The following is a 25352-nucleotide window of genomic DNA, read 5'->3' as shown; positions in this document are numbered from 1 at the left end:
TAAAAAAGCATGCTAATCTGGAAGGATTGGCATGCTTTTGATTTTATTTAATATTAAAAATTCTTCTGATACCTTCTACTTTTGAACCGAGTATCTTATCAGCTAACGACGTCTTTAAAACTAAGTAACCGTAGATTACTCCACCTAGACCAGCCTCTAAAACTAGAACAACCACACTGATAATTCGGTCTGAGTTACCAACAAAGTGGAAAACAACCCAGTTAACAAACATGACCGAAATAAACATGATCAATGAAAATAAAATAATTCCACTAATACGTCGTGAAAGTCTTCCAGTTTGGAACGGATAGCTCAAATGCAATTCTCTTAACATTAACCAAGAAACTACTGCCATACCAATACTTGTCGCAACTAGTGGACCAAATTCATGAAAAATACCAATCATTGGTAACTGCGCTACCACTTTAACAATAAAGCCATAAATAAAGTATTTAATAGCCAGTTTGTTACGATATAACGCTTGTAACACAGCTGAAAGAACTGTGAAAAGTCCTAATAAGATAGAAATCACTGATGAAAATTGTAACATCAAGACACCCAAGGCATCATAACGATAAAAAGTCGTCCAAAGTGGTTGAGCTACGGCGTACATCCCTAATGAGGCCGGAATCATAATGAAAAAGAATAATTCCAAAGTATTAGAAATTTGATCTTCAATCTTTGATTTATCACCCTTAGAATACAATCCTGACAAAATAGGAACTGCCGTCACAGCCATTGCTGATGATAAGGACACAATAATCATAATTAACTTATTAGCTTGGAAACCAAAGAGTGAGTAATAATTATCTAACTGTGCTCCAGTAGCATTAACGAACATCCTCATAAATTGATTAAAGGTAGATTGGTCAAATAAGTTAAAGAATGTAATACCTGCATCCAAAATGATGAACGGTACAGCTTGTTCAAAAATTTCACGCGTGAAATTTCTTTCATTTAGATTTTCAACAGGTTTGCTGTTCCTAGAAAGTCGCCTCAGTTTTGGTAATTTCTTTAAGATTGCTAGAACTAAAATGGCAATAGCCACTGCCGCTCCAATAAAAGCAGCAAAGGTTGACTGAACAACCGCATTAATATAACTACCCTTGTTAACCACCATAATAAGATATGTAGCAACTAACATGTAGATTACTCGGGCAATCTGTTCAATAAATTGCGAAATAGCCGACGGCGCCATATCTGAGTACCCTTGTAAGTATCCTCTCAAGATACTTAATACCGGAATAATCAAAACTGCTACCGCTAATGATTTAATGACAGGGATACTTCTGGGATCACCATCAGTAAATAATGTTGCTAAAACCGGTGCCCCAAAGAACATCACTGCTCCAAAGATAACACCCATGAACGTCATAATCTTGAGTCCATGTTTAAATAATTTATTTCCGGTTGAATATTCATCTAAGGCATTATAATGTGAAATTTGCTTTGAAATAGCCCCCGGAATACCAGCCGTTGAAACAATTAAAAACAGACTGTAAATATTGTATCCTTTAGCAAATAAAGCATTCGCCGCTGGATAATCAGAACCCATCCATGCCATCCATGGAATAATATAAATTGCACCTAAAATACGAGAAAAAATACTTCCAGCCGTCATCCAAGCTGAACCCTTCAACATTGTATCTTGTGAAGATGATTCCGGATCCATCACTGGCATTACTTCTTCCTCATTATGGCTTTTATTTCCGCCCAAAACTTGCACCACCTTAAAAACTATCCATTTAATTATAGCAAAATTCTTATCCTAAAAATTTTAAATTACGCTTAATTTATTAAAAAAGCAAATTAATTTTCCAAACTTCCTGAAAATTTCAGACATTTTTACAAATTACTCGCTATTATATACCACCTAATTAATGATAGAATGTAATTCGTTGGGTATTTAGGCAAAAATTATTATTCATTTACACAAAAAGTAGTTTCACGCAATTATTCATTTAATACAAGTATCAGCCCTCACCCTTTAATGTCCAATTTAGCTTATTACTCAACCTAAAAGAGGTTCCGGAAATTTTCCGGAACCTCTTTTTGATTACTATTTAACTACGATATTAACAATCTTGTTAGGAATAACAATTACTTTGACAACCTTCTTGCCATCAGTAAATTTCTTAACTTTTTCATCAGCAAGTGCTAATTCTTCTAGCTTATCTTTAGCTGTGCCGTTAGCAACTTCTATCTTATCTCTAAGTTTTCCATTAACTTGAACAATGATTTCAACTGTATCTGAAACTAATTTACTTTCATCATAAGTTGGCCATGCAGCATATGAAATTGATTCAGAATGGCCTAGCTTATTCCAAATTTCTTCCATCATATGAGGAGCGATTGGTGCTAATAGTTTAACCAATCCTTCAGCATAATCCTTAGGCATCGTATCAACCTTATGTGCTTCATTAACAAAGACCATCATTTGAGAAATGGCTGTGTTGAAATGCAATGCATCATAGTCTTCTGTAACTTTCTTAACTGTTTCATTGTAAACCTTGTCTAATTTACCGTCATTTTCATCAGTTAGGAAATCATCACGCAATGTGCTGTAATCATCATCATTGATAAAGAGATTCCAAACACGATCCAAGAACTTGGATGAACCGGAAAGTCCATTTTCAGACCAAGCAATTGAGGCATCCAAAGGACCCATGAACATTTCATAAGTTCTCAATGTGTCGGCACCATATTGTTCAACAACATCATCTGGGTTAACTACGTTCCCCTTTGACTTGGACATCTTTTCATGACCTTTACCTAAGATCATTCCTTGGTTAAATAACTTTTGGAATGGTTCCTTAGTTGGGACAACCCCCAAATCATACAATACCTTATGCCAGAATCTTGCATACAATAGATGCAATACGGCATGTTCGGCACCACCAATATATAGATCAACTGGTAACCATTGCTTCAATAGATCGTAGTCAGCTAATGCTTTATCATTATGTGGATCAATATATCTCAAGTAGTACCATGATGAACCAGCCCACTGTGGCATTGTATTAGTTTCACGACGACCCTTACGACCGTTCTTATCAACAACGTTTACCCAATCAGTTAGGTTAGCTAGTGGACTTTCACCAGTACCTGATGGTTTGATATCACTATCTTCTGGTAATTTAAGTGGCAACTCATCTTCAGGAACAAGTGAAGTTGTACCATCTTCCCAATGAATAACAGGAATTGGTTCACCCCAGTATCTTTGACGTGAGAATACCCAATCACGTAGACGATAGTTAACCTTCTTTTTACCAATACCCTTTTCTTCTAGATACTCAACCATACGATTAATGGCATCTTCTTTATTCAAGCCATCTAGGAAGTCAGAGTTAATATGCTTACCGTCGCCAGTAATTGCTCCATCTTCAAGATTACCTTCAATAACTTGCTTCATTGGTAAATTAAATTTCTTTGCAAAAGCAAAGTCACGATCATCATGAGCAGGAACGGCCATAACAGCTCCCGTACCATATGTAACAAGCACATAATCAGAAATCCAAACAGGAATCTTATCACCATTTACAGGATTAATAGCATATGCACCAGTGAAGACACCAGTCTTTTCATCATTCAAATCAGTTCTGTCAAGATCAGACTTGTGTGAAACTTCTTCCTTATAAGCATCAACAGCTGCTTTTTGTTCTGGAGTAGTAATTTCATCAACAAGTTCATGTTCAGGTGCCAAAACCATATATTGAACACCAAAGGCAGTATCTGGTCTAGTAGTAAAGATATTTACTTTCTTATCATGATCTACTAATGGGAAGGTAATTTGAGCACCAACTGAACGACCAATCCAGTTTCTTTGCATTTCCTTGATACTTTCAGGCCAATCAATATCATCCAAGTCATCAATTAATCTGTCAGCATAAGCTGTGATTTTTAGCATCCATTGACGCATTGGTTTTCTAATAACTGGGAAACCACCACGTTCTGTCTTACCATCAATAATTTCCTCGTTAGCAACAACAGTTCCTAAATCTGGTGACCAGTTAACAGGAACTTCTGCTTCATAAGCCAAACCTTTTTTATACATTTGTTCAAAAATCCATTGTGTCCATTTATAGAACTTAGGGTCTGTTGTTTGAACTTCACGGTCCCAATCATATGAGAAACCTAATGAATTAATTTGACGTTTGAAGTTTTGGATATTTTTTTCAGTGAAATCTGCTGGATTGTGACCAGTATTCAAAGCATATTGTTCAGCTGGTAGTCCAAAAGCATCAAAGCCCATTGGATGCAAGACGTTATAACCTTGAGCACGTTTCATTCTTGAAATAATATCTGTTGCCGTATATCCTTCAGGATGACCTACATGAAGTCCTTGGCCTGATGGATATGGGAACATATCTAAAGCATAAAAGTTCTTCTTATTTGGATCAGTTGTAGTCTTGAAAGTTTCGTGTTCCTTCCAATACTTTTGCCATTTCTTTTCAACGGTATTGTGATTGTACATATTTTTCCTCCTATACAAAAAAAGTCCTATGATTAATATAATCATAGGACGAGTTATCGCGTTACCACCTAAGTTCCGTACTCAAATAAGTACGACTCTCAAAATCCTTAACGAGGATCAAGCGCAGTCACTTACTTAAGTTCGGTAACTATTATTAGTGGACGAGTTCGAAAATAAAAATCTACGCATTCACATCCCCATGCGCTTTCTGTGAAGAATTTTTATAATCTACTACTTCCGTTGCTTTATATCTTATACCAATAATGTTTGTCCGACAACCAATAAATCTGAATTAAGATTATTTAATTTCTTAATATTATCAATTGTTGTTCCGGCCTGTGATGCAATAGAGTCAATCGTATCACCATTTTGAACGGTTACTGATTTATTAGTTTGACTATCAGTATCACTATTAGAATTATTATCACTGTAATCATTTTGAACATTAATAGCTGTTGAATCTGAATCTGAATTATCAGATGGAACATACTTCTTTACTCCACTACGTTCATCCTGAACAATCACTGGAGCCTGCTTACTACCATAAGCATCACCAACATTGCCAACATCACTATCTTTGTCAGTCGTAGCCTTATTAGCAGTATTAACCATATTACCGTTATTTGCGTTGGCCGTATTAGTAGTCGTTGTTTGACTATCAGCAGTAGTAGCCTGACTAACAATCAAAGTCTTGCCTGGATAAATATAATTGTCAGTTTTAAGATTATTCATATTCATTAAATCATCAACTGAAATATTAAATTTGGCGGCAATTGTTTGCAAAGTATCATCCTGAGCAACTGTATAAGTCTTAGCACTAGCATCATCAAATTGAGTCAAATTGTACTTTTCAATCATACTATTTAGCTTAGACGCATAAGTCGTATCGGTGGCATAACGGCCAGTCAAAAACTTAGTGGCATCTTTATATGAATTGGTATTACTCTTCCAAGCACCAGCATACAATTGTGAATTACCAGTTGTTCCACCTCTCAAAAGTGACACATAATCTTCAAGTGATTCCTTATATGATGGATATTTTCTGAAGTTGGAATTAATTGAATAAAGACTACCAGTTCCATCATCTTCTTGTGTACCCATATTAACTGATGCACCGTTGTACTCACCCTTGATACCAAATAAATTATAGTTAGGAGCGCTAGCTAAACCACTAGTCCCCCAACCACTTTCAATCATGGCTTGAGCAATCATAACTGATGCATAAAGGTCGTTGTTTGAGGCAAGCTTCCGAGCAGAATTACCAATATAATCAATAAATTCTTGATCTCCTACACCTTTAGAGCTAACTGGAGTGGTTGTAACAGCTGAGTTTTGAGATAACAAATTGTTTACCGACAAAGCTTCAGCTTTAACAGATATTGGAGCAGACACATTGGCAATTTCGGCTACCGCAGCACCAACAAACATACTAGAACCTAATATGGTCATGTTCTTGCGCAAGTTTGTATTCTTGCTTCTTTTATTATTTAATCTAGTCAATCGACTATCTTCAATTTTTCTTTCACGACGTGTAATAACCATAAGTATTTTGCTCTCCTCAAAATCTTTATACTATATATTATATTTCTTAACAAAATCTTAAACAATAGAGAGACCAAAAATTATGAAAATATCTAAAAAAATATCCCTTTTATTAATCATTTTAGTAATATTTTTTACCTTCTGGAGTATAAATGTAGCTTTAAAAAGTACAATTATTACTAAATTTGATACCAATCTCATCCAACAAATCTACCATCATAATCAATTCTCACTAAGCATTTTCAAGCCAATTACCAATCTTGGTGACACTTTTCCCACTATACTGATTGCTGCAATATTTTTTATCCTATTAGTGATTAAGAAATATTACTACGCCGCTATCTACTTAGTTTTGAATAAGGTCGTCGTTGCCTTACTCAATAGTCTAATAAAAAACATAATAGAACGACCTCGACCAAGTCATTACCATTATGTTTATGCTGGTGGTTATAGTTTTCCAAGTGGTCATTCAGCAAGCTCATTTGCATTATACATATCGCTATTAATTATTAGTGTTCACATTTTCAAACAACTAAAAATCAAAGCAATCATCAGCATAATGACAATCATTATGGTATTACTAGTTGGCTATAGCAGAATCTTTTTGGGTGTACATTATCCTAGTGATGTTCTAGGCGGTTATACACTTGCAGCTATAATCGTAACTTTTAACACTTTATTGTTCAGAGCCAAGGATCTTTCGATTCTTCAACTCAAAGGCATTAAGAATTAAACCCAATACTAATAATACAAGAGATGCCACATAGATATTGTGCAATCCTGAAAAAAGAATTTGTCGCATTTTGGGCAAAAGTTGATGTGGTAAGGAATTTGCCGTTTGTGGGTCGATCAGCTTATTCATCATATCAACTGAAATATTCTTATTTTCCGCTGCACCACGAGCTAAAGCAGTATTCAAGATAATTCCGTACACAGAAACCATCATGGATTGACCAATAGTTCTCAATAAAGTATTGAAACTAGTGGCAACTCCAACATTTTCGGGATCAACAACAGTTTGAGCTGTAACCGTCGTGGTAGTGATTGTTAAACCAAATCCTAACCCAGCTACTGCAGCTAAACCACAGAAATAGATAAATGGTGTTGTTGGACCTGCCATCAAAAGCAATCCATTAGCAATAGCTAAGAAAAATAAACTGATGTAAATGACACGATTGGGTGCCATTTTTTTTATCAAAGTTCCAGCCCAGAATGATCCAAAAATCCAAATAATTGAACTAGGTGTAACAGCAAATCCACCCATTGATGGACTCAAACCAAGGATTCCTTGCATCCATGTAGGAATATAGGCTTCAAAACCAATCAAGAAGCCACTGACAATCAATGCTAATAAGTTTTGAATAACAAAAGTTTTATTCTTGAATAATTCTAACGGCAAAATCGGATCAGCAACGTGCTTCTCAACGTGAATAAATAAGAAAATGGATATAATTGAAACAGCTGTTAAACCAATTGGTAAAAAGATATTGCTACTACCAATATTTTGTAAAGCTAACATTAATGGCAATAAAGTCAAAATTAATAGGATAGTGCCTACGTAATCGATTCGTAATTTCTCATGTTCTCGTTTTTCTTCTTTAAAGAAGATCCAAATCAAACTCATCGTTAACAAGCCAACTGGTAAATTGATTAAAAATACCCAGTGCCAACTCAATTTTTCAACGATAAAACCACCTAGTAAAGGAGCAATAATGGCGGCAATTCCCCAAGCTGATCCATTGAATCCTAATATCTTAGCACGTTTATCTAAAGGATAGATATCAGCAATAATTGTAAAAGTTAATGGTTGAATAGCTCCTGAGCCAATTCCTTGGACCACACGTGCTAAAATTAAGGTCAACATTGAATTTGACATTGCACATAGCGTTGATCCAATAACAAATAAAACTAAGCCAATCATTAATACTGGTTTTCTACCAATTATATCGGATAATTTACCATAAATTGGTGTTGCTACGGCCGTCATTAATAAATATATTGAGAAAACCCAGTTCATTAAACTAACTCCATGTAAACTCCCAATAATAGTCGGCATAGCCGTTGAAACAATTGTACCCTCTATTGCAGTCATGAATGTGGCAATAAACACGGCAATCGTGACAATTGCAACATTCGATTGATTCTTTTGTGTCATTTAATTAATTCCTCCCATAAAAAAAGAGACCCTCCCTAAAGTTAAACTTTAAAGAACGCCTCTGCTAATCATCGATTAAATTTTCAAGAAACTCTTAATATCATCAACTTTATCAAGTTTTTCCCATGGCAAATCGATATCTGTACGTCCGAAGTGACCATAAGCAGCCGTCTTCTTATAAATTGGTCTTTGTAGATCAAGCATCTTAATAATACCTAGTGGACGTAAGTCAAAGAACTTATTGATAACTTCTTCAATTTGTTCTTCTGAAAAGTCACTAGTACCAAATGTATCAACATGAATTGATACAGGTCTGGCAACACCAATAGCATATGCAATTTGAATTTCAACCTTTTCAGCTACACCTGCTGCAACAAGGTTCTTTGCGATATATCTTGCAGCATAACTTGCTGAACGGTCAACTTTAGTAGCATCTTTACCAGAGAAAGCACCACCACCATGACGAGCAAAACCACCGTAAGTATCAACGATGACTTTACGTCCTGTAAGTCCGGAGTCTCCTTCTGGTCCACCGATAACAAAACGGCCAGTAGGATTGATCAAAATCTTAGTCTTGTCATCAATCATATTAGCTGGTACAACTTCGTCAATAACATATTTCTTAATATCTTTTTTGACTTGGTCTAAGCTAGCTTCAGCTTTGTGTTGTGTACTGATAACAATCGTATCAACACGAACTGGATGATCATTACCATCGTATTCAATTGTTACTTGTGATTTAGCATCTGGCATCAAGTAATCAATTGTACCGTTCTTTCTAACCTCAGCTGTTTTTCTCATTAACTTGTGAGCTAGAGAAATTGGTAAAGGCATGAATTCTTTAGTTTCATTTGTAGCGAATCCAAAGACGAAACCTTGATCACCGGCACCAATTTGGTCCAATGGATCAGCATCTTGGTGATTGTCACGTTGTTCAAGCGCGTCATCAACACCTTGTGCAATATCAGGAGATTGTTCATCTAGTGCTACCAATACGGCGCAACTATTACCATCAAATCCTGGGTTAGAACCATCATAACCGATATCGGTAATGGTCTTACGAACAACGCTTTGAATATCAACATATGCGGAAGTTGATATTTCACCAACAACTAGGACTAAACCTGTTGTAACAGTTGTTTCGCATGCAACACGTGCATCTTTATCCTTTGCTAAAATAGCATCGAGAATTGCATCACTTATTTGATCAGCAACTTTATCTGGATGTCCTTCTGAAACTGATTCAGAAGTAAATAAATAATTTTTTGACATAATTTTCTTTCCACCTTTTCGGTTACAGGGCCTCTCCTCGCAAAAAAAGGATCCCATCAGGAACCTTTTAATAGGTTAACACAAAATTAGCCAGTTTTCATAGTAAATCAGCGATTGACGTTAAACTTTTCTTACATTAATATGATTTTATAAGTATAAGGAGCTTCACATGAACAATTTAAAATCTAAAAAATTATTAGCATCCCTTATTGAATTTATTAGTTATCATATTTTTCCATTTATATTTATTTTTGTACACAACTTGAACAACTATACTATTCATGGCTTCCTGATTATCATGATTGCAATGGTGGCTCTTTATAAGGAATATATTATCACTTTAAACCCGAATAAATACTTCCACTTACTATATAGTGGCATTTATCTTCTCTTGGCGATACTTTCGATGCATTCGCTCAATAAATTCGTTATTATTTTGGTTTTCGTGCAATTAGTCTTCCTATATATGCTCAAGTATTTACCAGACAATTATCAGAATATTGCTTCATTAATTGAGGATTTCATCGTACCTAGTTTTATGTCCATAGCACTGGCATTTACCTATATGCATTTCATTTCCATCAATTTTGTAGTGCCACTACTATTGATCAACCTAGCTTGCGTTTTGATAGATTATTTTGAAGGAACTAAATACGATTATCTACAATTGATTGTCTTTTCTATATTGTCATTCATGCTCTTCATTTTAAATTATATCAGTATCTGGACAGCTCTCATCATTGTTATCTTTGTTGTGATTATGGCTCTCTTGAAAAAGTATCAGAAATTTTCACAGCCAAATCTTTTCTATCGTATAATCGGAAATTTGATTTTAATTATCTAAATTAAGTCAATTTTGTACTTATCCTTAAAAAAGATATTTAAACCATCTTATATTCATAGGATGGCTTTTTTTGATACAAAAAAACATCTAACAAAGTTAGATGTTTAAAAGTTTTTGGTATGGAGGATACAGGGATCGAACCTGTGACCTCCTGCTTGTAAGGCAGATGCTCTCCCAGCTGAGCTAATCCTCCAAAATGACCCGTACGAGATTTGAACTCATGTTACCGCCGTGAAAGGGCGGTGTCTTAACCACTTGACCAACGGGTCATAAATATTTATTTGTTTATTGCTCTCTCAAGCACAAGAAATATAATACAATAATAATAAAGACGTTGCAAGAGGTTTTTTTAACTTTTTTGAAAAATTGGGAGGAATTTGAATTTTGGATATACAAAAGTACTTTGAAAGCGCAAAAACAATGGATTTAGCTCAAGATATGTTAGGACATACTTTTACTTATGAATCTGATCAGGGAAAATTTTCAGGTTTAATCGTGGAAACAGAAGCCTACCTAGGCCCAATCGATATGGCCGCTCACAGTTATAATGGTCGTCACACTAAAGCTAACGATCCACTCTATCAATCTGGTGGGACTATCTATATTTATTCAATTCATAGTTGGCTAGATATGGATATCAGTATTCAAAAAGCTGGAACACCGAATGGTATCTTAATCCGTGGGTTACAACCATTAGAGGGAATTGACTTGATGGAAAAGAATCGTAGTAAAACTGGTTTCGATGTCAGCAATGGACCTGCCAAGTGGATGGCAGCTTTTGGCATTAAAGATAAGTCCTTATCTGGAACGGTCTTAAATGAACACAACTTTAATTTCTCCGCAAAAAAAGTCCAGACTCCTCAAGAAATTCTTGCCACACCAAGAATCGGTGTGAAGAATAAGGAACCTTGGACTTCAAAAAATATGCGTTTTATCGTAAAGGGAAATCCTTACGTATCTAAATTACCAAAACGAGAAATGAATTTAGACACATACGGTTGGTTATAATTTATCACTTCTAGCACGAAGAGCGTACAAAATAGCTACTGTATCGACTACTTCTTGAAGCATTGCCCCAATAATGGTTGGAATTAAACCAAATCCAGCTACTATCATTAAAGCGACACAAATGAAAATTCCGATTAATACTGCTTCTTTAGCAACCTTCATCGTATCGTGGGCTATTTTAACAGCTGTCGTTACTTTGCTAAGATCATCTTGCAAAATGACCGCATCAGCTGACTCACTGGCGGCATTAGCTCCTTTGTACCCCATTGCTATTCCGACATCGGCTAAAGCTAAGGCAGGAGCGTCATTAACACCATCCCCAACCATTACAGTAGGATGATACTCTTTACCTAAACTTCTAATAATCTTTACCTTATCAGCTGGCAAACTAGATGGGAATGCCTTTGTAATACCCACTTCTGAAGCAACCAATTCGGTTGCCTCTTTTTTGTCTCCTGAAATCATTAAAATATTACTAATGCCAAAATCTTTTAATCCTTGAATCGTTGTTTTAGCTTCTGGTCTAATTTGATCCAACAAGCTGTACACACCTGCGTAGTCTCCATCTATTGAGACATAAACACCTGATCCACTCACGGAATCTACTTTTTCATCAGTTACAAACTCAGCTTGACCAACCTTAACTTCAATATCACCAATCTTACCCACAATTCCTTCAGCCGTTGTTTCTTTCAAATCCGTTACCGGTAATAATTCCAAATTATGCTTTAAAGTAAAGTCGACAATAGCCTTAGCCATAACATGACTTGAATTCTGTTCCAAAGATGCAGCATAGACCATAACTTGATCTTTGCCGAAACCATTGACTGATTTGAAACCATTAACAATTAATCTTCCCTCAGTAATGGTACCTGTTTTATCAAAAGCCACTGTTCTAGCAGAATTCAATTTTTCTAGGGCCGTTCCTGACTTAACGATAATTCCATTTCTACTTGTCCGACTCATTCCAGAAACAAAAGCAATCGGTGCAGCCAAAATCAATGGACACGGTGATGCCACTACTAGGACTTGAGCAATTCTAATCGGATCTTTAGAAATGTACCATGCAATCCCCGCAATTACATAAGCAATCAATGTAAAAGGAACTGCATAACGATCAGCCAATCTAACAAAGTGTGCTGGATGTGTTTCAGATTCTTTAACTAACTTAACAATGGCTTGATACTCCGAGTCAGCAGCCACTTTTTCGGCTTTAATTTTAAAAGGATTCTCTCCATTGATCGAACCAGACATAACATGTGAATCTTTACCAATCGTTACAGGAACTGATTCACCAGTCAAAGATGATTCATCCACTTCCGAAGTCCCGTCAAACACTACTCCATCAACTGGAACTTGCTCTTTAGGACGAATCAGTAACTCATCACCGATTTTAACATCATCAATATCAATATCCTTAACTGTTTGATCAACAATCAAGTGTGCTTGTGAAGGAGTATTATCTAAGAGTGATTTCAATTCACTTTTTGCTTTATTGGCCGCATACTCCTCTAAGGAATCTCCACCTGTGAGCATTAGTAGAACAATCCATCCAGCCCAGTATTGGCCCAATACAATTGTCGCTACAATTGCAGTAATCGCTAATAAATCAATTCCGAAGTTACCCGATTTTATTACCTTTACCATATCGATAAACATGATTAAAGCCAACAATAAGCCTAAAATACTGATTATCAATTGGGCATAGCTAGGCAAATGAAAGATAAATTCCAATACTGCCGCAATAACACCAATTGCCAGTGTTGCATATAATTTAATTTTATCGGAATTCATAAAATCACGTCCTCCCTTGAAATACTTTTCATTAACATAATTATACAATTTTACAAATTATAAAAATAGTATTTAGGGACATAATTTAGAATCATTCTCATTTAGATTCGTTTATCATACTATAAATTTCATCATCATTTATCATAACGGCGTTATGACAATGCATCTCAAAAGGCCTACCTAGATACTAGGTAGACCTTTTATAAATTTATTATTCTTTTTCATGTGCAAAGTAAAACGTAGTTGCTGCATAAATAAAGACAACTGCGGTTATGAAGATGTGTACTCCATACAAAACTGAATTAGTTGGGCCATCAGTTACGTGATTATTAAAGAACCCTAATGCATTTATTTTTGCAAAATAACTAATAAAGTAAATAGTCGTCATATAAACTAATTGTTGTGACACGTTACCTATACAGGAAAGTTGATATTTGATTAAGAAGGCTCTTTCAGAATCCAAATCAGGATGATTATAAAGAGCATCATTTAAAATACGATTATCAGTTCCCACAAAGATAGCACAGAGAAATAACCCGACAAAATAAGTAAAGTTAAATAGCGATAATACTAAACCAATTAGAAGTAATGGATATCTAAATGATTGATATTTCTTTAGAATGACAGGCCCCAATTCAAAACCAATTAAATAAATCGCATAAATCAGCATTAAAGAATTAAATCCAAATCTAACGGTACTATCAAACACCGCGTAAAGCATAACGTAGTTCATGATTACTCCACGATTAATAGCTACTAAGCTTACGGGAAAAATCTTTTTATGGATGTCAATTTGATAATATGCCAAGAAAAGAAATAGCATAATTGCCACTATACTGATGATCAGATCAAATGTCTGAGAAACAGCCTTTAACCTAGTATAACGAATGATGAAGACTAGCATAACTAAACTAGCTAAAACAATTAGGCTAAATAGTGAATTAACACGAAATTTCTGTTTAGTTTCAATTCCTTGGTAAAAGGTCAAACGATGAGTAATGTTCATCCCACCTACCATGGCAGCGAAGAATAGAAAAGCTAGTAAGACAAAGGATAAACTTAACATCTTAGTTTGGGTTGCAATCAATTGAACAACAACCAATAATATTAAAGTCAAAATAACCGATAATGTATGCATCCGATTAAACTTGAACTCTTTATCCATTTTGCCTCGCGATCTAACTGTTAAATAGTACGGCCAGATCCAACTTGAAGCCAATCCTAATAGAATTCCCCCAATTATTCCAAAGACAGGATTACCTGCACCTAAAATACACAATGATCCTATGACTCCAAAAAGACTGGACATAGCAAGCATAGTTGAAGCTGGTAGTGTAATAAAGGTAGTCAATAACATTCCCAAAGCTCTAAATGTATATAACATTAAGAACGGCAATGCATAGACAAATATATTTTTATTCTGATTGTACAAAGTTAAACAAAAAAAATACGGTATCGCAACTCCAGCATTGGCCAATAGGTCCAAAACACCTTCGTTAAAAACGTTCGTTATTCGTTTCATTATTTTCTCACCCTAATATTAATTGTCTTTGAATATTTTAACAGAAATATCCAAAAAAAAATGGAACACAGCCTAAAATCTGCATTCCATTTTAAATTAACTAATTATGGACTAAATTATCGGCAACTAAACGTTCAGCAATTTGTACTGTATTCCAAGCTGCACCCTTTAAAAGATTATCAGAAACAACCCACATATTGAAGGCACCTTCATTTTCCAAATCTGGACGAATACGTCCAACATAAGTATCACGCTTACCTACCGCGTTGATTGGTTGTGGATAAATTTGATGTTTAGGATCATCTTCCAAAACTGCTCCTTGTGCTTGTCTGATCAACTCTTGAATCTTTTCAGTTGTAGCAGACTTATCCTCAACTTCGATATAAATTGATTCACCATGACTAATTGGAACCGGTACTCTGACGCAAGTAGCTGTGACTTTGATCTCGGGTGAGTCCATATCGCCAAGCATAATTTTCTTAGTCTCATGAATCATTTTCCACTCTTCATGAGAGTATAAATTATCCTCTAAAACGTCAATTTGTGGTAAAAGATTGAAGGCCAATGGATAGTGTTTTTCGTCACCTTTTGTAGGAAAAATATCGGCATGCATATCCTTACCATCCAAATAATCTTGTGCCTCTGAATATAATTCATTCAAAGCGCTTTGACCGGCACCACTAGCAGCTTGATAAGTTGAAACAATAATTTGTTTTAAACCAAAAGCTTTTCTAATTGGTTCTAGTGCCACCATCATTTGAATAGTTGAACAATTTGGATTAGCAATAATCCCATGATGATTATAAAGTGCAGCTTCATTTACCTCAGGAACGACCAAAGGAACATCCTCTTCCATTCGAAAAGCACTAGTATTATCTACACAAACAGCACCACGTTTTACAGCCTCAGGTAATAATTTTTTAGATACTGATCCACCAGCTGATGCTAAAACAATATCAACACCCTCAAATGATTCCGGTTTGGCTTCCTCAACCGTTACGTCCTGTCCCTTAAATTGTAATTTCTTACCTGCAGAACGATATGACGCTAATAATTTTATCTTATTAACCGGAATAGTTGATTGCTCTAATTGTTGAATTAAACGTGTTCCGACGGCACCTGTGGCACCTAAAATTGCTACTGTATATCCATCACTCATAAATCTTCATCCCTTAAATCAATTTTTTAAATTCTCCGTAAAAATTCTTAATCGTTTCATAGCTTCTTTAATATCATCCATTGAAGATGCGTATGACATTCTAAAGTGACCTTCGCCACCTTCACCAAAAGCTGTCCCTGGCGTTACACCAACTTTTCCTTCTTCAGCCAACTTATTGGCAAATTCAATTGCGGTTAAATTAAATTCAGCCGGAATTTTCGAGAAAGTATAAAATGCACCTTCAGGCAAGTTTGTTTTATAACCAATATCATTTAATTGATCAACAATATAATCACGACGTTCTTGATAAATCTTTTTCATTGGAATAGGGTCATCAATTCCATTCGTCAAGGCTTCCTTAGCAGCATATTGGGCCGGATTGGAAGGAGCCGTTACAACGAAGGCATGCATTTTTGCAGCATTCGTAACGAAGCCCTTAGGAGCTGCAATATAACCGATTCGATAACCCGTCATAGCATGTGATTTAGATAAGCCATTGATCAAAATAGTTTTTCCAGGCATTAACTTAGCTAGAGAAATATGCTTTTCTCCATATGTCAATTCAGCATAGATCTCATCCGAAATAACATACATTTCCTTATCTTTAACGACATCAACAATTTCTTGTAGTTCATCTTTGGAATAAACAAAACCGGTTGGATTACCAGGGAAATTCAAGATTAAAGCTTTTACTTCATCGGCTCCTTCCTTGGCGATAACCTCACGTAATTTTTTACCAGTTAAACGGAAACCATCATCAGTGGTATTCACTTGAACTGGAATTCCTCCTAGAATTTTTACAATTGGTATATAAAGCGCAAAGGTTGGTGTAGGAATCAATACCTTATCACCAGGATTAATAATGGCTGCTAAAGAATCAAAGATAGCCTCAGTAGCTCCAATTGTTACAACAATTTCTGTTTCAGGGTCATAATCGACTTCAAAACGTTTATTTAAATAATCAGAAATAGCTACTCTTAAACCAATGATGCCCTTTTGGGCTGAATAATGGGAATCGTTGTCTTTAATACTTTCAATAGCAGCTGTTTTAACGTGCTCAGGAACATTGAAATCAGGTTCACCTAATGTTAATTTGATTAATCCAGGGATTTTAGCAAATTTTTCAGCGAAAATCCGAATTTGAGAAATTCCCATTGGTTCTATAGTTTCGTTGACAACATTTTTTACTGTTGAATCTAATTCTGGCATTCTATGACACTCCTTAAATTATAATAATTTAATTCTATAACAAACTGTATTCATTTAATTAATTATTTTGTAATAATATTAAATAATTTGTTCCAAACCAATAACTAAATGATTACTTTTCATCACTTCGTGAATTGCCAGCTTAACACCTGTCATGAACGATTCTCGATCAGTAGTACTCTGAGATATAGTTAAAGTTTCGCCAACTCCACCAAATATAACCTCTTCGTCTGCAACAAAACCTGGTAATCTGAGTGCATGAATCTTAATACCGTGATAATCCCCGCCACGAGTATCAAGTGGATCTTTACTGCTATGTTGTTTCTGATCATGTCCTCTAGCTTCATAAATCAATCTAGCTGTATTTAAGGCTGTCCCTGAAGGTGCATCAATTTTATCCTCATGATGCTTTTCAACAATTTCTGATTCAGCAAAATATTTGGCAGCTACTTGAGCAAATTTCATCATCAAAACAGCTGATAAACCAAAGTTCGAGGCAATAATTCCGCCTAAGTTCTTATTATCAGCCAAACGTTTTAACTCATCTGTCTGCTCTTCACTCATACCACTTGTTCCAATAATTGGACGAATATCATGCTCAATCGCAAATTTAGTATTCTCAAACACTGCACTAGGTATTGAAAAATCAATCCAAATATCGGCTACAACATTAATATCAGTAAGTTCGTTATAAATTTTAACGTCTTCATTTAAACCATAAGTCTGTGGATTCAGGTCAGTCACACTTGGATTGAATCCAGCGACTAATTTCATGTCTTTACTTTGATCAACCATACTAACTGCCTTTTGACCCATCGATCCATTAAACCCTGAAACAATAACTCTTATCATAAAAAGACTCCTAAAGATTCAATTTTTCAAACAAAACAGCTTTTTCCGCTTCATTCAACGACACAATTGGCAAGCGACAGCCACCAACTTTATAACCTAATTTATTAAGAGCCGCTTTAACGGGTGAAGGCGAAGAATACATGAATAACGCAGCCATTTTGGGTGTTAATTGACGTTGAATTTTACCGGCTGTCTTATAATCACCGGCATCCAATTTCTGATACATTTCAGTCATTTCATCACCGTAGAGATGTGAAGCTACCGAAATAACTCCATTGGCTCCAATTACCTTGGCAAATAAGGCTTGTGCATCTTCACCACTATAAACATTAAAATCATCAGTTGTATGTTCAACAATGTATTCCAAGTCCTCCATTGTATTACACTGCTTAACTCCACTAATATTATTGTTCTGAGATAACTTAACGACTGTTTCCTTCTCCATCAACACACCCGTTCTTCCAGGAATGTTATAAATCATAATTGGTAAAGGAGAGTTTTTAGCAATAGCTTCAAAATGAGCTATCATCCCTCGTTGATTAGGTTTGTTGTAGTAAGGAACCACAACTAATGCCATGTCGATACCTTGAATCTTCGCCAACTTATTAATAAAATCGATTGTTTGAGCAGTATTATTACTACCAGCTCCAGCAATGATTGGTACACGTCCATCAACTATTTCCGTAAAATTACGATATAAATCTAACTTCTCATTTTCCGTTAACGTAGGTGTCTCGCCGGTCGTTCCTCCAATAACGAATCCCTTAGAACCGGTTGCTAACAAATGCTCCGTTAACTTTTTTAAAGCTTTATAATCTATTTTTAATTCTTCATCAAATGGCGTAATGATAGCCGTCATTAAATCAACATCTGTAAACATTTATGCTTCCTCCGAATTCATTCGATAATTCAAGAAACCTACTATAGCATCGACACCTTTTTTAATAGCGTCTTCCTTGGGAAGAAAATCATGTGAATGTAATGCTCCTGAACTCTCTACCCCTAGCCAAAACATTGTGCCCGGAATCTTATTTAATAAATATCCAAAATCTTCTCCCGTCATTTTAGGCTCAGTTTCAACAAAATCAACTGACGGTTGGTTTTGCATATATTTGATAAATTTCTTTGTTAGTTGTGGGTCATTTTCTACGGGAAAATAACCACCTTGGTTGTATTCCACCGTGATTTGACAATTGAATGACTTCTGCAAACCACTAGCAATCTCAGTTATTCTTTGACGAATAAATTCAATCATTTCTTGAGTTAAACCACGAATTGTTCCTTCCAAACGAGCTTGTCCAGCAATCACATTGCGGATTACTCCAGCTTGCATCTTGCCGAATGTTATCACGCCACATTTCGTAGGATCAATATTGCGAGAAATGACTGTCTGAACTTGATTAATAAAATTAGCAGCAATTACTATAGCATCATTGGCTAAATGAGGATAAGCCGCATGACCGCTTTTACCAGTGATAATGATATTTACTTCTGTTGTCCCAGCAAACAATGTACCGTTACAACATCCTATAACGCCTGATTTCAATTGTGGATTATCGTGTAAACCATAGAATTCATCAACCTTAAACTGACCGCTAAAAGCTCCTATATCATAAGCAACTTTTCCACCACTTTTACTTTCTTCAGCCGGTTGAAAGAAGAAAATCAAATTGTCCTTGGGTTGATTGATACTAAAATAATTTAAAATTCCTAAAGCTACAGTCATATGAATATCATGACCACAAGCATGCATTACATGTGGATGCTTTGAGGCATAACTCAATCCATTCACTTCATCGACAGGTAAGGCATCCATATCACATCGATAACCGATATTTCTTTGAGGATTGCTGCCCTTGACCAACACCAACAGAGCAGTTGGTAATTCTGGTAGCTCTTTAATTTCCAAATCGGTCTGAGGAAAACTTGCAATCACTTGTTTCACGTAATCATGTGTCTGATGCTCATCCATCGCTAACTCTGGAATCATATGTAAATGTCGTCTGATCTTAATTAATTCGTCACTAGTCAAAGTCATCTCTATAACTCCCTTAGATTACTCTCAATTTGAGTTTTATCAGTTGTCTTTTGATCTTTGATTTTCAATACTTTGGCTGGTACACCGGCCATTACACTATTAGGTGCTACGTCTTTAGTAACAACTGCTCCAGCACCAATAACAGCACCATCACCGACTTGCACACCTTCTAAGACAACAGCATTGGCACCAACGATAACATTATCACCGATTCGAACTGGTTGGGCAGAAGCCGGTTCAATCACTCCCGCTAAAACCGCATTGGCTCCGATATGTGAGTTTTTACCAACAATTGCACGGCCGCCAAGAACGGCTCCCATATCAATCATTGATTTCTCACCAATCTCAGCACCGATATTAATCACTGCTCCCATCATGATTACCGCATTAGCACCAATCTCAACTTGATCACGAATAATGGCTCCTGGCTCAATTCTGGCATTGATATGCTTAATATCTAACATTGGTACGGCTGAGTTTTGTGCCACTGTCTCAGCATAAAAATCAGTTAAATGATTATCCTTTAAGATTGGTTCAATTACTTGGTAATCACCAATAATGATTGCTAAATCATTAGTTTTAAAAACTTTAACCTCCCTCGGAAAATTAATTTGAGAAATATCCCCTTGTAAATAAATTTTCACTGGCGTAACTTTCTTAGCATTTCCTATATAATTGATAATTTCTGTTGCGTCCATCTTTGTCATATTTTTCTCCTAATAATTACCATCTAGTTTAATTAAATCTTCATAAGTTTCTCTTTTAACTACTAATTTGGCCTGTCCTTTTTCAACAAAAACAACTGCCGGTCTGGGATTACGATTGTAGTTCATAGCCATTGAATAACCATAAGCTCCAGTATCAAGAACTGCTAAAACATCCCCAACTTCCGTTTGTGGAAGTTTTTGATGCTTGATTAAGATATCACCTGATTCACAATATTTTCCTGAAATATGGACCGTTTCAACATCTGTTTGATTCATTTTATTAGCTACGACTGCTTCGTATTTAGCTTGATACAAAGCTGGACGAATATTATCACCCATACCACCATCAACCGATACATAAGATTCCAATCCAGGAATATCTTTTCTTGAACCTATTTTATAAAGCGTATATCCAGCCGGTCCCACAATTGAACGTCCTGGTTCAATCCAAATTTCTGGAACTTCTTTGCAATCCTGTTTTAATTCCTGACCGATGACTGAAATAAAATCACTTGCGGTGATAGGATCATCATCTTCGTTATAACTAATCCCAAAACCACCACCTAAATTGATTACCTGAGGCCAATAATTAAATTCACTTTGAAAATCTTTAGAAATTTCAATCATCTTTTGAGCCAACATTTTAAATCCTTCAGTACCAAAAATCTGTGAACCAATATGAGCATGATATCCCAACAATTTCATCTGTGGATTATCCAAAACTAATTTCAAAGCTTTTTTGGCCTGCCCAGACTTAACGTCGAATCCAAACTTACTATCAGTTTGACCAGTCTGATCATACTTATGTGTATGAGCTGAGATTCCTGGGGTTAAACGTAACATTACTTGGATAGTCTCTTGAGATTCTTTCAAAACTTGTTGTAAAAGTTCGATTTCATGAAAATTATCTAACATGATAACTCCGACATGATTTTTTACCGCCATCTGTAATTCCATCAAAGATTTATTGTTGCCATGAAAACTTATCTTGTCACTCGGAAAGCCAGCAGCTAAGGCTGTATACAATTCTCCACCCGAAACGACATCCACATGCACATTTTCTTGCTTCATAACTTGATAAATAGCTTTGACGGCAAAAGCCTTGCTAGCATAACTAATTTGATAATTTAAATGTTCTTTTTCAAAAGCAGATCTAAATTTTTTTATTTGATTACGAACCTTGGAAATATCAAAAACATAAAGTGGCGTTCCATATTCTTTAACTAATTCCACACTATCAACGCCATCAATCATTAAATGTCCATTCTTGCTTGTTAATTCATCTATAATCATTTTCAAAACTCCTTTATCAAACAAAAAAAGATCTCTTTGCTTAATAACAAAGAGACCTTTTCGATCCACCTTAAATTTGTCATAAGCTCAACGTGATATTAAATCACGACAGTTCGTATTCTCTTATTAATACGCCCCAGTTCATCAGATCCTGTAAAATCTGACACTTCGGCAACTTCCCCTTTCAATGAGTTCAAAGTCATTACAGTGACTCCCTCATTTACTCATGTCGATTGCGACCTCTTTTATTGGTATTAAGATTATAACAATACTCATTATTCGTCAAGTAATATTAAAAAATAACTGTTTTTTCTAACTTTATCGTGTTTCTTCTTGTCATGACAGCTAAAAATGATACACTCATCATTAAAAACTATTTAATTTTAGGGGTGTATTTCATGAAAGTTATCAAGTTTGGTGGTAGTTCCTTGGCCACTGGAGAACAATTTGAGAAAGTTATTAAGATTATTAAAGACGATATTGAACGTAAGGTTATCGTAACTTCTGCACCTGGAAAAAGATTTTCTGATGACACTAAAGTTACTGATCTATTAATTCAATATGCCAATGCTGTCATTAATCAAGATGACTATCAAAAGATTGAAAATAATATCATTTCCAGATATCAAGAAATCAGTGATCACTTCAAACTTGATGATTCAGTAATCAAACTTCTAAAATCCAAACTAGATAAATTGGCTCAAGATAAGTTTACTGACAACGAACATTTAATGGCTGCATTTAAAGCTCACGGTGAATTTTTAAATGCTATCTTATTGACACAAGTCCTTAACGCTCAAAATATTAAAGCGACTTTTATCGATCCTAAAGATGCTGGTATCAGAGTTCATGGTCAACCCAACGATGCGGATATTTCATCTGAAACTTACAGCAATTTGGAACGACTTCAATTGCCCAAAGACTCAAGAGTCGTTTTCCCAGGATTCTTCGGATACAGTGCTGATGGTTCAATTTATACCTTCTCCCGTGGAGGATCAGATATTACTGGTGCTATTCTTAGCCGCGGATTGAATGCTGATCTATACGAAAACTTTACTGACGTTGATGCAATTTACGTTGCCAACAATCACATCGTCGATCATCCACAAGCAATAAAAAAGATGTCCTATCGTGAAATGAGAGAGTTATCTTATGCTGGTTTTTCCGTTTTTCAAGATGAAGCCATCATTCCGGCTGTTAAAGGACAGGTTCCTGTAAATATTAAGAATACTAATAATCCACAAGCAGATGGAACAATGATTGTTCCTGAACAATTCATCTTTGACCCTTCTAATCAAATTACCGGTATTGCTTGCTCTAAAAGATTCTCAGCACTCTATTTACACCGTTATCTTTTAAATAAAGAAGTTGGTTTTACTCTGAAACTTTTAAAGATTTTTTATAAATATAATATTTCTTATGAGCATATGCCTTCCGGAATTGACGATTTAACTGTTATCTTTGATCGTAGCAAACTAGATAAAGATACTATTCAAAAACTCTGTCGTGATGTTAAAGAAACTCTTCAACCGGATTACTTAGAGTGGATCGATGACTATGCCATTATCATGGTAGTCGGTGAAGGAATTGCTCACAATATCGGTACTATCGGTAAAGTGATTGATTCTCTAACTCAAAATAATATCGCCATTCACATGATTAACCAAGGTGCTTCCCGTATATCTATCATGATTGGGACTCGTGCTTCAGATGCTGATAATGCTGTACAACAAATTTATAAAACTTTTTTTGATTAAGTGAGGTTCAAAAACATGGTTAAACTATTAAAAGTTCATGGTTCAGAGAATCAATTTTTTATCTTGGACCAAACAATTCTAGATAACAAATTAAATGATAATGAAGTAAAGAATCTAGCAATTAATCTTTGTAAAAACATTTTAGACGGTGCCGACGGACTTTTAGTCATTGACACCAGCGATGACTGTCTCGGTAAAATGCGCGTTATCAACGCCGACGGTAGTGAAGCCAAAATGTGTGGTAACGGATTACGAACGGTCAGTCGTTACCTATCAGAAAAATATCAATTAGATTATTTCAAAATTGAAACCTTAGAATCTAATTTATCGGTCAAAAAGGCCCCCGATTTTTATTCCGGAGTACCTGCTTTCAGCGTTGAGATATCTCCTATTTCATTTAATAAGGTAGATCTTCCCTTTGCTTACAAAAATCTTACCGAAATGGTAAATACCGAAATACCTGAGTTCGTGTCAGGAGAAAAATTTTCAGCTGTTGCTGTACCGAATCCACATCTTATCAGCTTTGTCTCTGAAATCGAACATGATACACTTAACAATCTTGGTCAAAAATTGAATTCCATAAATGAATATTTTCCCGAAGGGGTCAATGTCAGTTTTGCTAAAATATTAGACACCAATAAATTATTCGTACAAACCTTTGAACGTGGTGTTGGCTTTACTAATGCCTGCGGAACCGGTATGTCAGCGACAAGTTTAGTATTTGCCCTATTGTATCCAGATCAGTTCGATTCCAACAGAGACATTACGGTTTATAATCCTGGTGGTATGGTTAAAACCAATATCGAATTGAATTCAACCAAAGAACTAAGTAAGATCCATCTAATTGGCAATGCTACTTTTACGCATACCATTGAAATCTCTGAAGAGAATTTACATTTAAATCAACTAGATAATTTAAAGATTGAAGATACCGATGAGGAGAAAGATTATCAAGATTTTGTAAAAAGTATTAAAGGATAAAAAAAAAGACTTATGATAAAAATATCATAAGTCTTTTTTATTCGTTATGCGCCTAGTAGGAGTCGAACCTACAACCTTCTGATTCGTAGTCAGACACTCTATCCAATTGCGCTATAGGCGCGTAATAAATCAACAAAAATAAGTATATCATATATCCCTACGATTTGTATATATTTATTTAAAAATAATTTACAATCCCGTTGATTCAATATATTGAAAAATATTAGTAGAAAACAAAAAGATCATTACATCAACTGATATAATGATCTTTCTATTGGTATAATATTTTTTGAATTTGTCCTGACGGAGAGTAAGGGGTTCGAACCCTTGATACAGGTCAATACCCGTATACATGATTTCCAATCATGCTCCTTCAACCACTCGGACAACTCTCCAAGTAAAAAAAAACTCCGGATGTCAGACTCGAACTGACGACACCCTGATTAACAGTCAGATGCTCTACCAACTGAGCTAATCCGGAATAATAACAGCGTAGCAACTATCTATCCTCGCGGGTAGTTTCCCACCAACTACTTTCGACGTGGAGAAGCTTAACTTCTGTGTTCGGCATGGGAACAGGTGTATCCTTCTCGCTATCGTCACTACACTATTTGGTAACTCGTACCTTCAAAACTAGATATTAAGATTATGAATTAAATTAAAACACTTCAAACTGCTGTAAACTCTTACTCGGTTAAGTCCTCGATCTATTAGTACTGCTCAGCTCCATGTATCGCTACACTTC

At 35.5% G+C, this 25352-nt stretch carries 19 protein-coding genes, 5 tRNA genes, 1 rRNA gene, 2 riboswitches and 1 other annotated feature; of the genes, 5 read left to right on the top strand and 20 right to left on the bottom strand.

Going from position 1 to position 25352, the window contains the following annotated elements; all coding sequences use genetic code 11:
* Positions 1-43 precede the first annotated feature (43 nt).
* The 3 genes from LKACC16343_RS11890 to LKACC16343_RS14670 form a co-directional block, all read right to left on the bottom strand.
* Entirely contained in the window at positions 44-1681 is a 1638-nt protein-coding gene (locus LKACC16343_RS11890) for a putative polysaccharide biosynthesis protein (protein WP_411762974.1), read from the bottom strand.
* A 378-nt stretch (positions 1682-2059) separates the two neighbouring features.
* Positions 2060-4474: a leucine--tRNA ligase gene (gene leuS / locus LKACC16343_RS11885; protein WP_056951474.1), complete on the bottom strand. Its 2415-nt coding sequence runs from the start codon at positions 4472-4474 to the stop codon at positions 2060-2062.
* A 41-nt stretch (positions 4475-4515) separates the two neighbouring features.
* Positions 4516-4728, bottom strand: a binding site (T-box leader).
* Entirely contained in the window at positions 4727-6016 is a 1290-nt protein-coding gene (locus LKACC16343_RS14670) for a glucosaminidase domain-containing protein (RefSeq protein WP_056951476.1), read from the bottom strand. Its footprint overlaps the feature before it by 2 nt.
* Positions 6017-6098: 82 nt before the next feature.
* On the opposite strand from LKACC16343_RS14670, the gene LKACC16343_RS11875 reads away from it, so the two are divergent.
* On the top strand, positions 6099-6749 hold the full coding sequence (locus LKACC16343_RS11875) for a phosphatase PAP2 family protein (RefSeq protein ID WP_056951477.1): 651 nt from the start codon (positions 6099-6101) through the stop codon (positions 6747-6749).
* Here the strand turns inward: LKACC16343_RS11875 and LKACC16343_RS11870 are convergent.
* Together LKACC16343_RS11870 and metK are read right to left on the bottom strand one after the other, a co-directional pair.
* Positions 6693-8171 carry an MDR family MFS transporter gene (locus LKACC16343_RS11870; RefSeq protein ID WP_056951479.1) on the bottom strand — a complete coding sequence of 493 codons (1479 nt, stop codon included), beginning with the start codon at positions 8169-8171 and terminating at the stop codon, positions 6693-6695. The two genes, LKACC16343_RS11875 and LKACC16343_RS11870, sit on opposite strands and share 57 nt — an antisense overlap.
* A gap of 75 nt (positions 8172-8246) precedes the next feature.
* Positions 8247-9443 (bottom strand): methionine adenosyltransferase, encoded by a 1197-nt coding sequence (metK, locus tag LKACC16343_RS11865; RefSeq protein ID WP_056951482.1) that lies wholly within the window; start codon positions 9441-9443, stop codon positions 8247-8249.
* Positions 9441-9519: riboswitch (SMK box riboswitch) on the bottom strand. It overlaps the preceding gene by 3 nt.
* A 93-nt stretch (positions 9520-9612) precedes the next feature.
* Between metK and LKACC16343_RS11860 the strand changes: the two genes are divergently transcribed.
* The gene (locus tag LKACC16343_RS11860; protein WP_056951484.1) at positions 9613-10287 is read left to right on the top strand and encodes a hypothetical protein; all 675 of its coding nucleotides are present in this window, start codon (positions 9613-9615) and stop codon (positions 10285-10287) included.
* Positions 10288-10407: 120 nt separating this feature from the next.
* On the opposite strand, the gene LKACC16343_RS11855 is transcribed toward LKACC16343_RS11860, so the two are convergent.
* Both LKACC16343_RS11855 and LKACC16343_RS11850 read right to left on the bottom strand, forming a co-directional pair.
* Positions 10408-10480 (bottom strand) — tRNA-Val (locus LKACC16343_RS11855).
* Between the two features lie 4 nt (positions 10481-10484).
* Positions 10485-10556, bottom strand: a tRNA-Glu gene (locus LKACC16343_RS11850).
* Between the two features lie 115 nt (positions 10557-10671).
* Here LKACC16343_RS11850 and LKACC16343_RS11845 point away from each other — a divergent pair.
* Positions 10672-11295 carry a DNA-3-methyladenine glycosylase gene (locus tag LKACC16343_RS11845; protein ID WP_082604493.1) on the top strand — a complete coding sequence of 208 codons (624 nt, stop codon included), beginning with the start codon at positions 10672-10674 and terminating at the stop codon, positions 11293-11295.
* Here LKACC16343_RS11845 and LKACC16343_RS11840 read toward each other — a convergent pair.
* The 9 genes from LKACC16343_RS11840 to lysA all read right to left on the bottom strand — a co-directional run bounded on the left by LKACC16343_RS11840 (position 11290) and on the right by lysA (position 21869).
* A complete protein-coding gene (locus LKACC16343_RS11840) occupies positions 11290-13089 on the bottom strand; it encodes a heavy metal translocating P-type ATPase (RefSeq protein WP_056951486.1) in 1800 nt (599 codons plus the stop codon). The genes LKACC16343_RS11845 and LKACC16343_RS11840 overlap by 6 nt on opposite strands.
* Before the next feature lie 211 nt (positions 13090-13300).
* Entirely contained in the window at positions 13301-14611 is a 1311-nt protein-coding gene (locus LKACC16343_RS11835; protein ID WP_056951488.1) for a hypothetical protein, read from the bottom strand.
* Between the two features lie 100 nt (positions 14612-14711).
* Positions 14712-15770 (bottom strand): aspartate-semialdehyde dehydrogenase, encoded by a 1059-nt coding sequence (locus LKACC16343_RS11830; protein WP_056951490.1) that lies wholly within the window; start codon positions 15768-15770, stop codon positions 14712-14714.
* Between the two features lie 18 nt (positions 15771-15788).
* Positions 15789-16979, bottom strand: a complete 1191-nt coding sequence (locus tag LKACC16343_RS11825; RefSeq protein ID WP_056951492.1) for an aminotransferase class I/II-fold pyridoxal phosphate-dependent enzyme — start codon at positions 16977-16979, stop codon at positions 15789-15791.
* Between the two features lie 78 nt (positions 16980-17057).
* The gene (dapB, locus tag LKACC16343_RS11820; RefSeq protein ID WP_056951494.1) at positions 17058-17831 is read right to left on the bottom strand and encodes a 4-hydroxy-tetrahydrodipicolinate reductase; all 774 of its coding nucleotides are present in this window, start codon (positions 17829-17831) and stop codon (positions 17058-17060) included.
* 10 nt (positions 17832-17841) lie between these two features.
* A complete protein-coding gene (gene dapA / locus LKACC16343_RS11815; protein WP_056951496.1) occupies positions 17842-18711 on the bottom strand; it encodes a 4-hydroxy-tetrahydrodipicolinate synthase in 870 nt (289 codons plus the stop codon).
* Entirely contained in the window at positions 18712-19869 is a 1158-nt protein-coding gene (locus LKACC16343_RS11810; protein WP_056951498.1) for an N-acetyldiaminopimelate deacetylase, read from the bottom strand.
* Positions 19870-19871: 2 nt separating this feature from the next.
* On the bottom strand, positions 19872-20576 hold the full coding sequence (gene dapD, locus LKACC16343_RS11805) for a 2,3,4,5-tetrahydropyridine-2,6-dicarboxylate N-acetyltransferase (RefSeq protein WP_056951500.1): 705 nt from the start codon (positions 20574-20576) through the stop codon (positions 19872-19874).
* Positions 20577-20585: 9 nt separating this feature from the next.
* Positions 20586-21869, bottom strand: a complete 1284-nt coding sequence (gene lysA / locus LKACC16343_RS11800; protein WP_056951537.1) for a diaminopimelate decarboxylase — start codon at positions 21867-21869, stop codon at positions 20586-20588.
* 75 nt (positions 21870-21944) lie between these two features.
* A riboswitch (Lysine riboswitch) is annotated at positions 21945-22122 on the bottom strand.
* A 145-nt stretch (positions 22123-22267) separates the two neighbouring features.
* On the opposite strand from lysA, the gene LKACC16343_RS11795 reads away from it, so the two are divergent.
* Positions 22268-23626: an aspartate kinase gene (locus LKACC16343_RS11795; protein WP_056951502.1), complete on the top strand. Its 1359-nt coding sequence runs from the start codon at positions 22268-22270 to the stop codon at positions 23624-23626.
* A gap of 15 nt (positions 23627-23641) precedes the next feature.
* A complete protein-coding gene (dapF, locus tag LKACC16343_RS11790) occupies positions 23642-24607 on the top strand; it encodes a diaminopimelate epimerase (protein WP_056951507.1) in 966 nt (321 codons plus the stop codon).
* 47 nt (positions 24608-24654) lie between these two features.
* On the opposite strand, the gene LKACC16343_RS11785 is transcribed toward dapF, so the two are convergent.
* From LKACC16343_RS11785 to rrf, 4 genes are all read right to left on the bottom strand, one after another.
* A tRNA-Arg gene (locus tag LKACC16343_RS11785) sits at positions 24655-24728 on the bottom strand.
* A 183-nt stretch (positions 24729-24911) separates the two neighbouring features.
* Positions 24912-25002: transfer RNA gene (locus LKACC16343_RS11780), tRNA-Ser, on the bottom strand.
* Positions 25003-25015: 13 nt separating this feature from the next.
* Positions 25016-25088 (bottom strand) — tRNA-Asn (locus LKACC16343_RS11775).
* Positions 25089-25097: 9 nt separating this feature from the next.
* A 5S ribosomal RNA gene (gene rrf / locus LKACC16343_RS11770) occupies positions 25098-25214 on the bottom strand.
* Between the last annotated feature and the right edge of the window lie 138 nt (positions 25215-25352).

It is taken from the genome of Companilactobacillus bobalius (assembly GCF_002179915.1).
Classification (GTDB): domain Bacteria; phylum Bacillota; class Bacilli; order Lactobacillales; family Lactobacillaceae; genus Companilactobacillus; species Companilactobacillus bobalius.
This window is presented reverse-complemented; position numbering and strand designations above follow the sequence as displayed.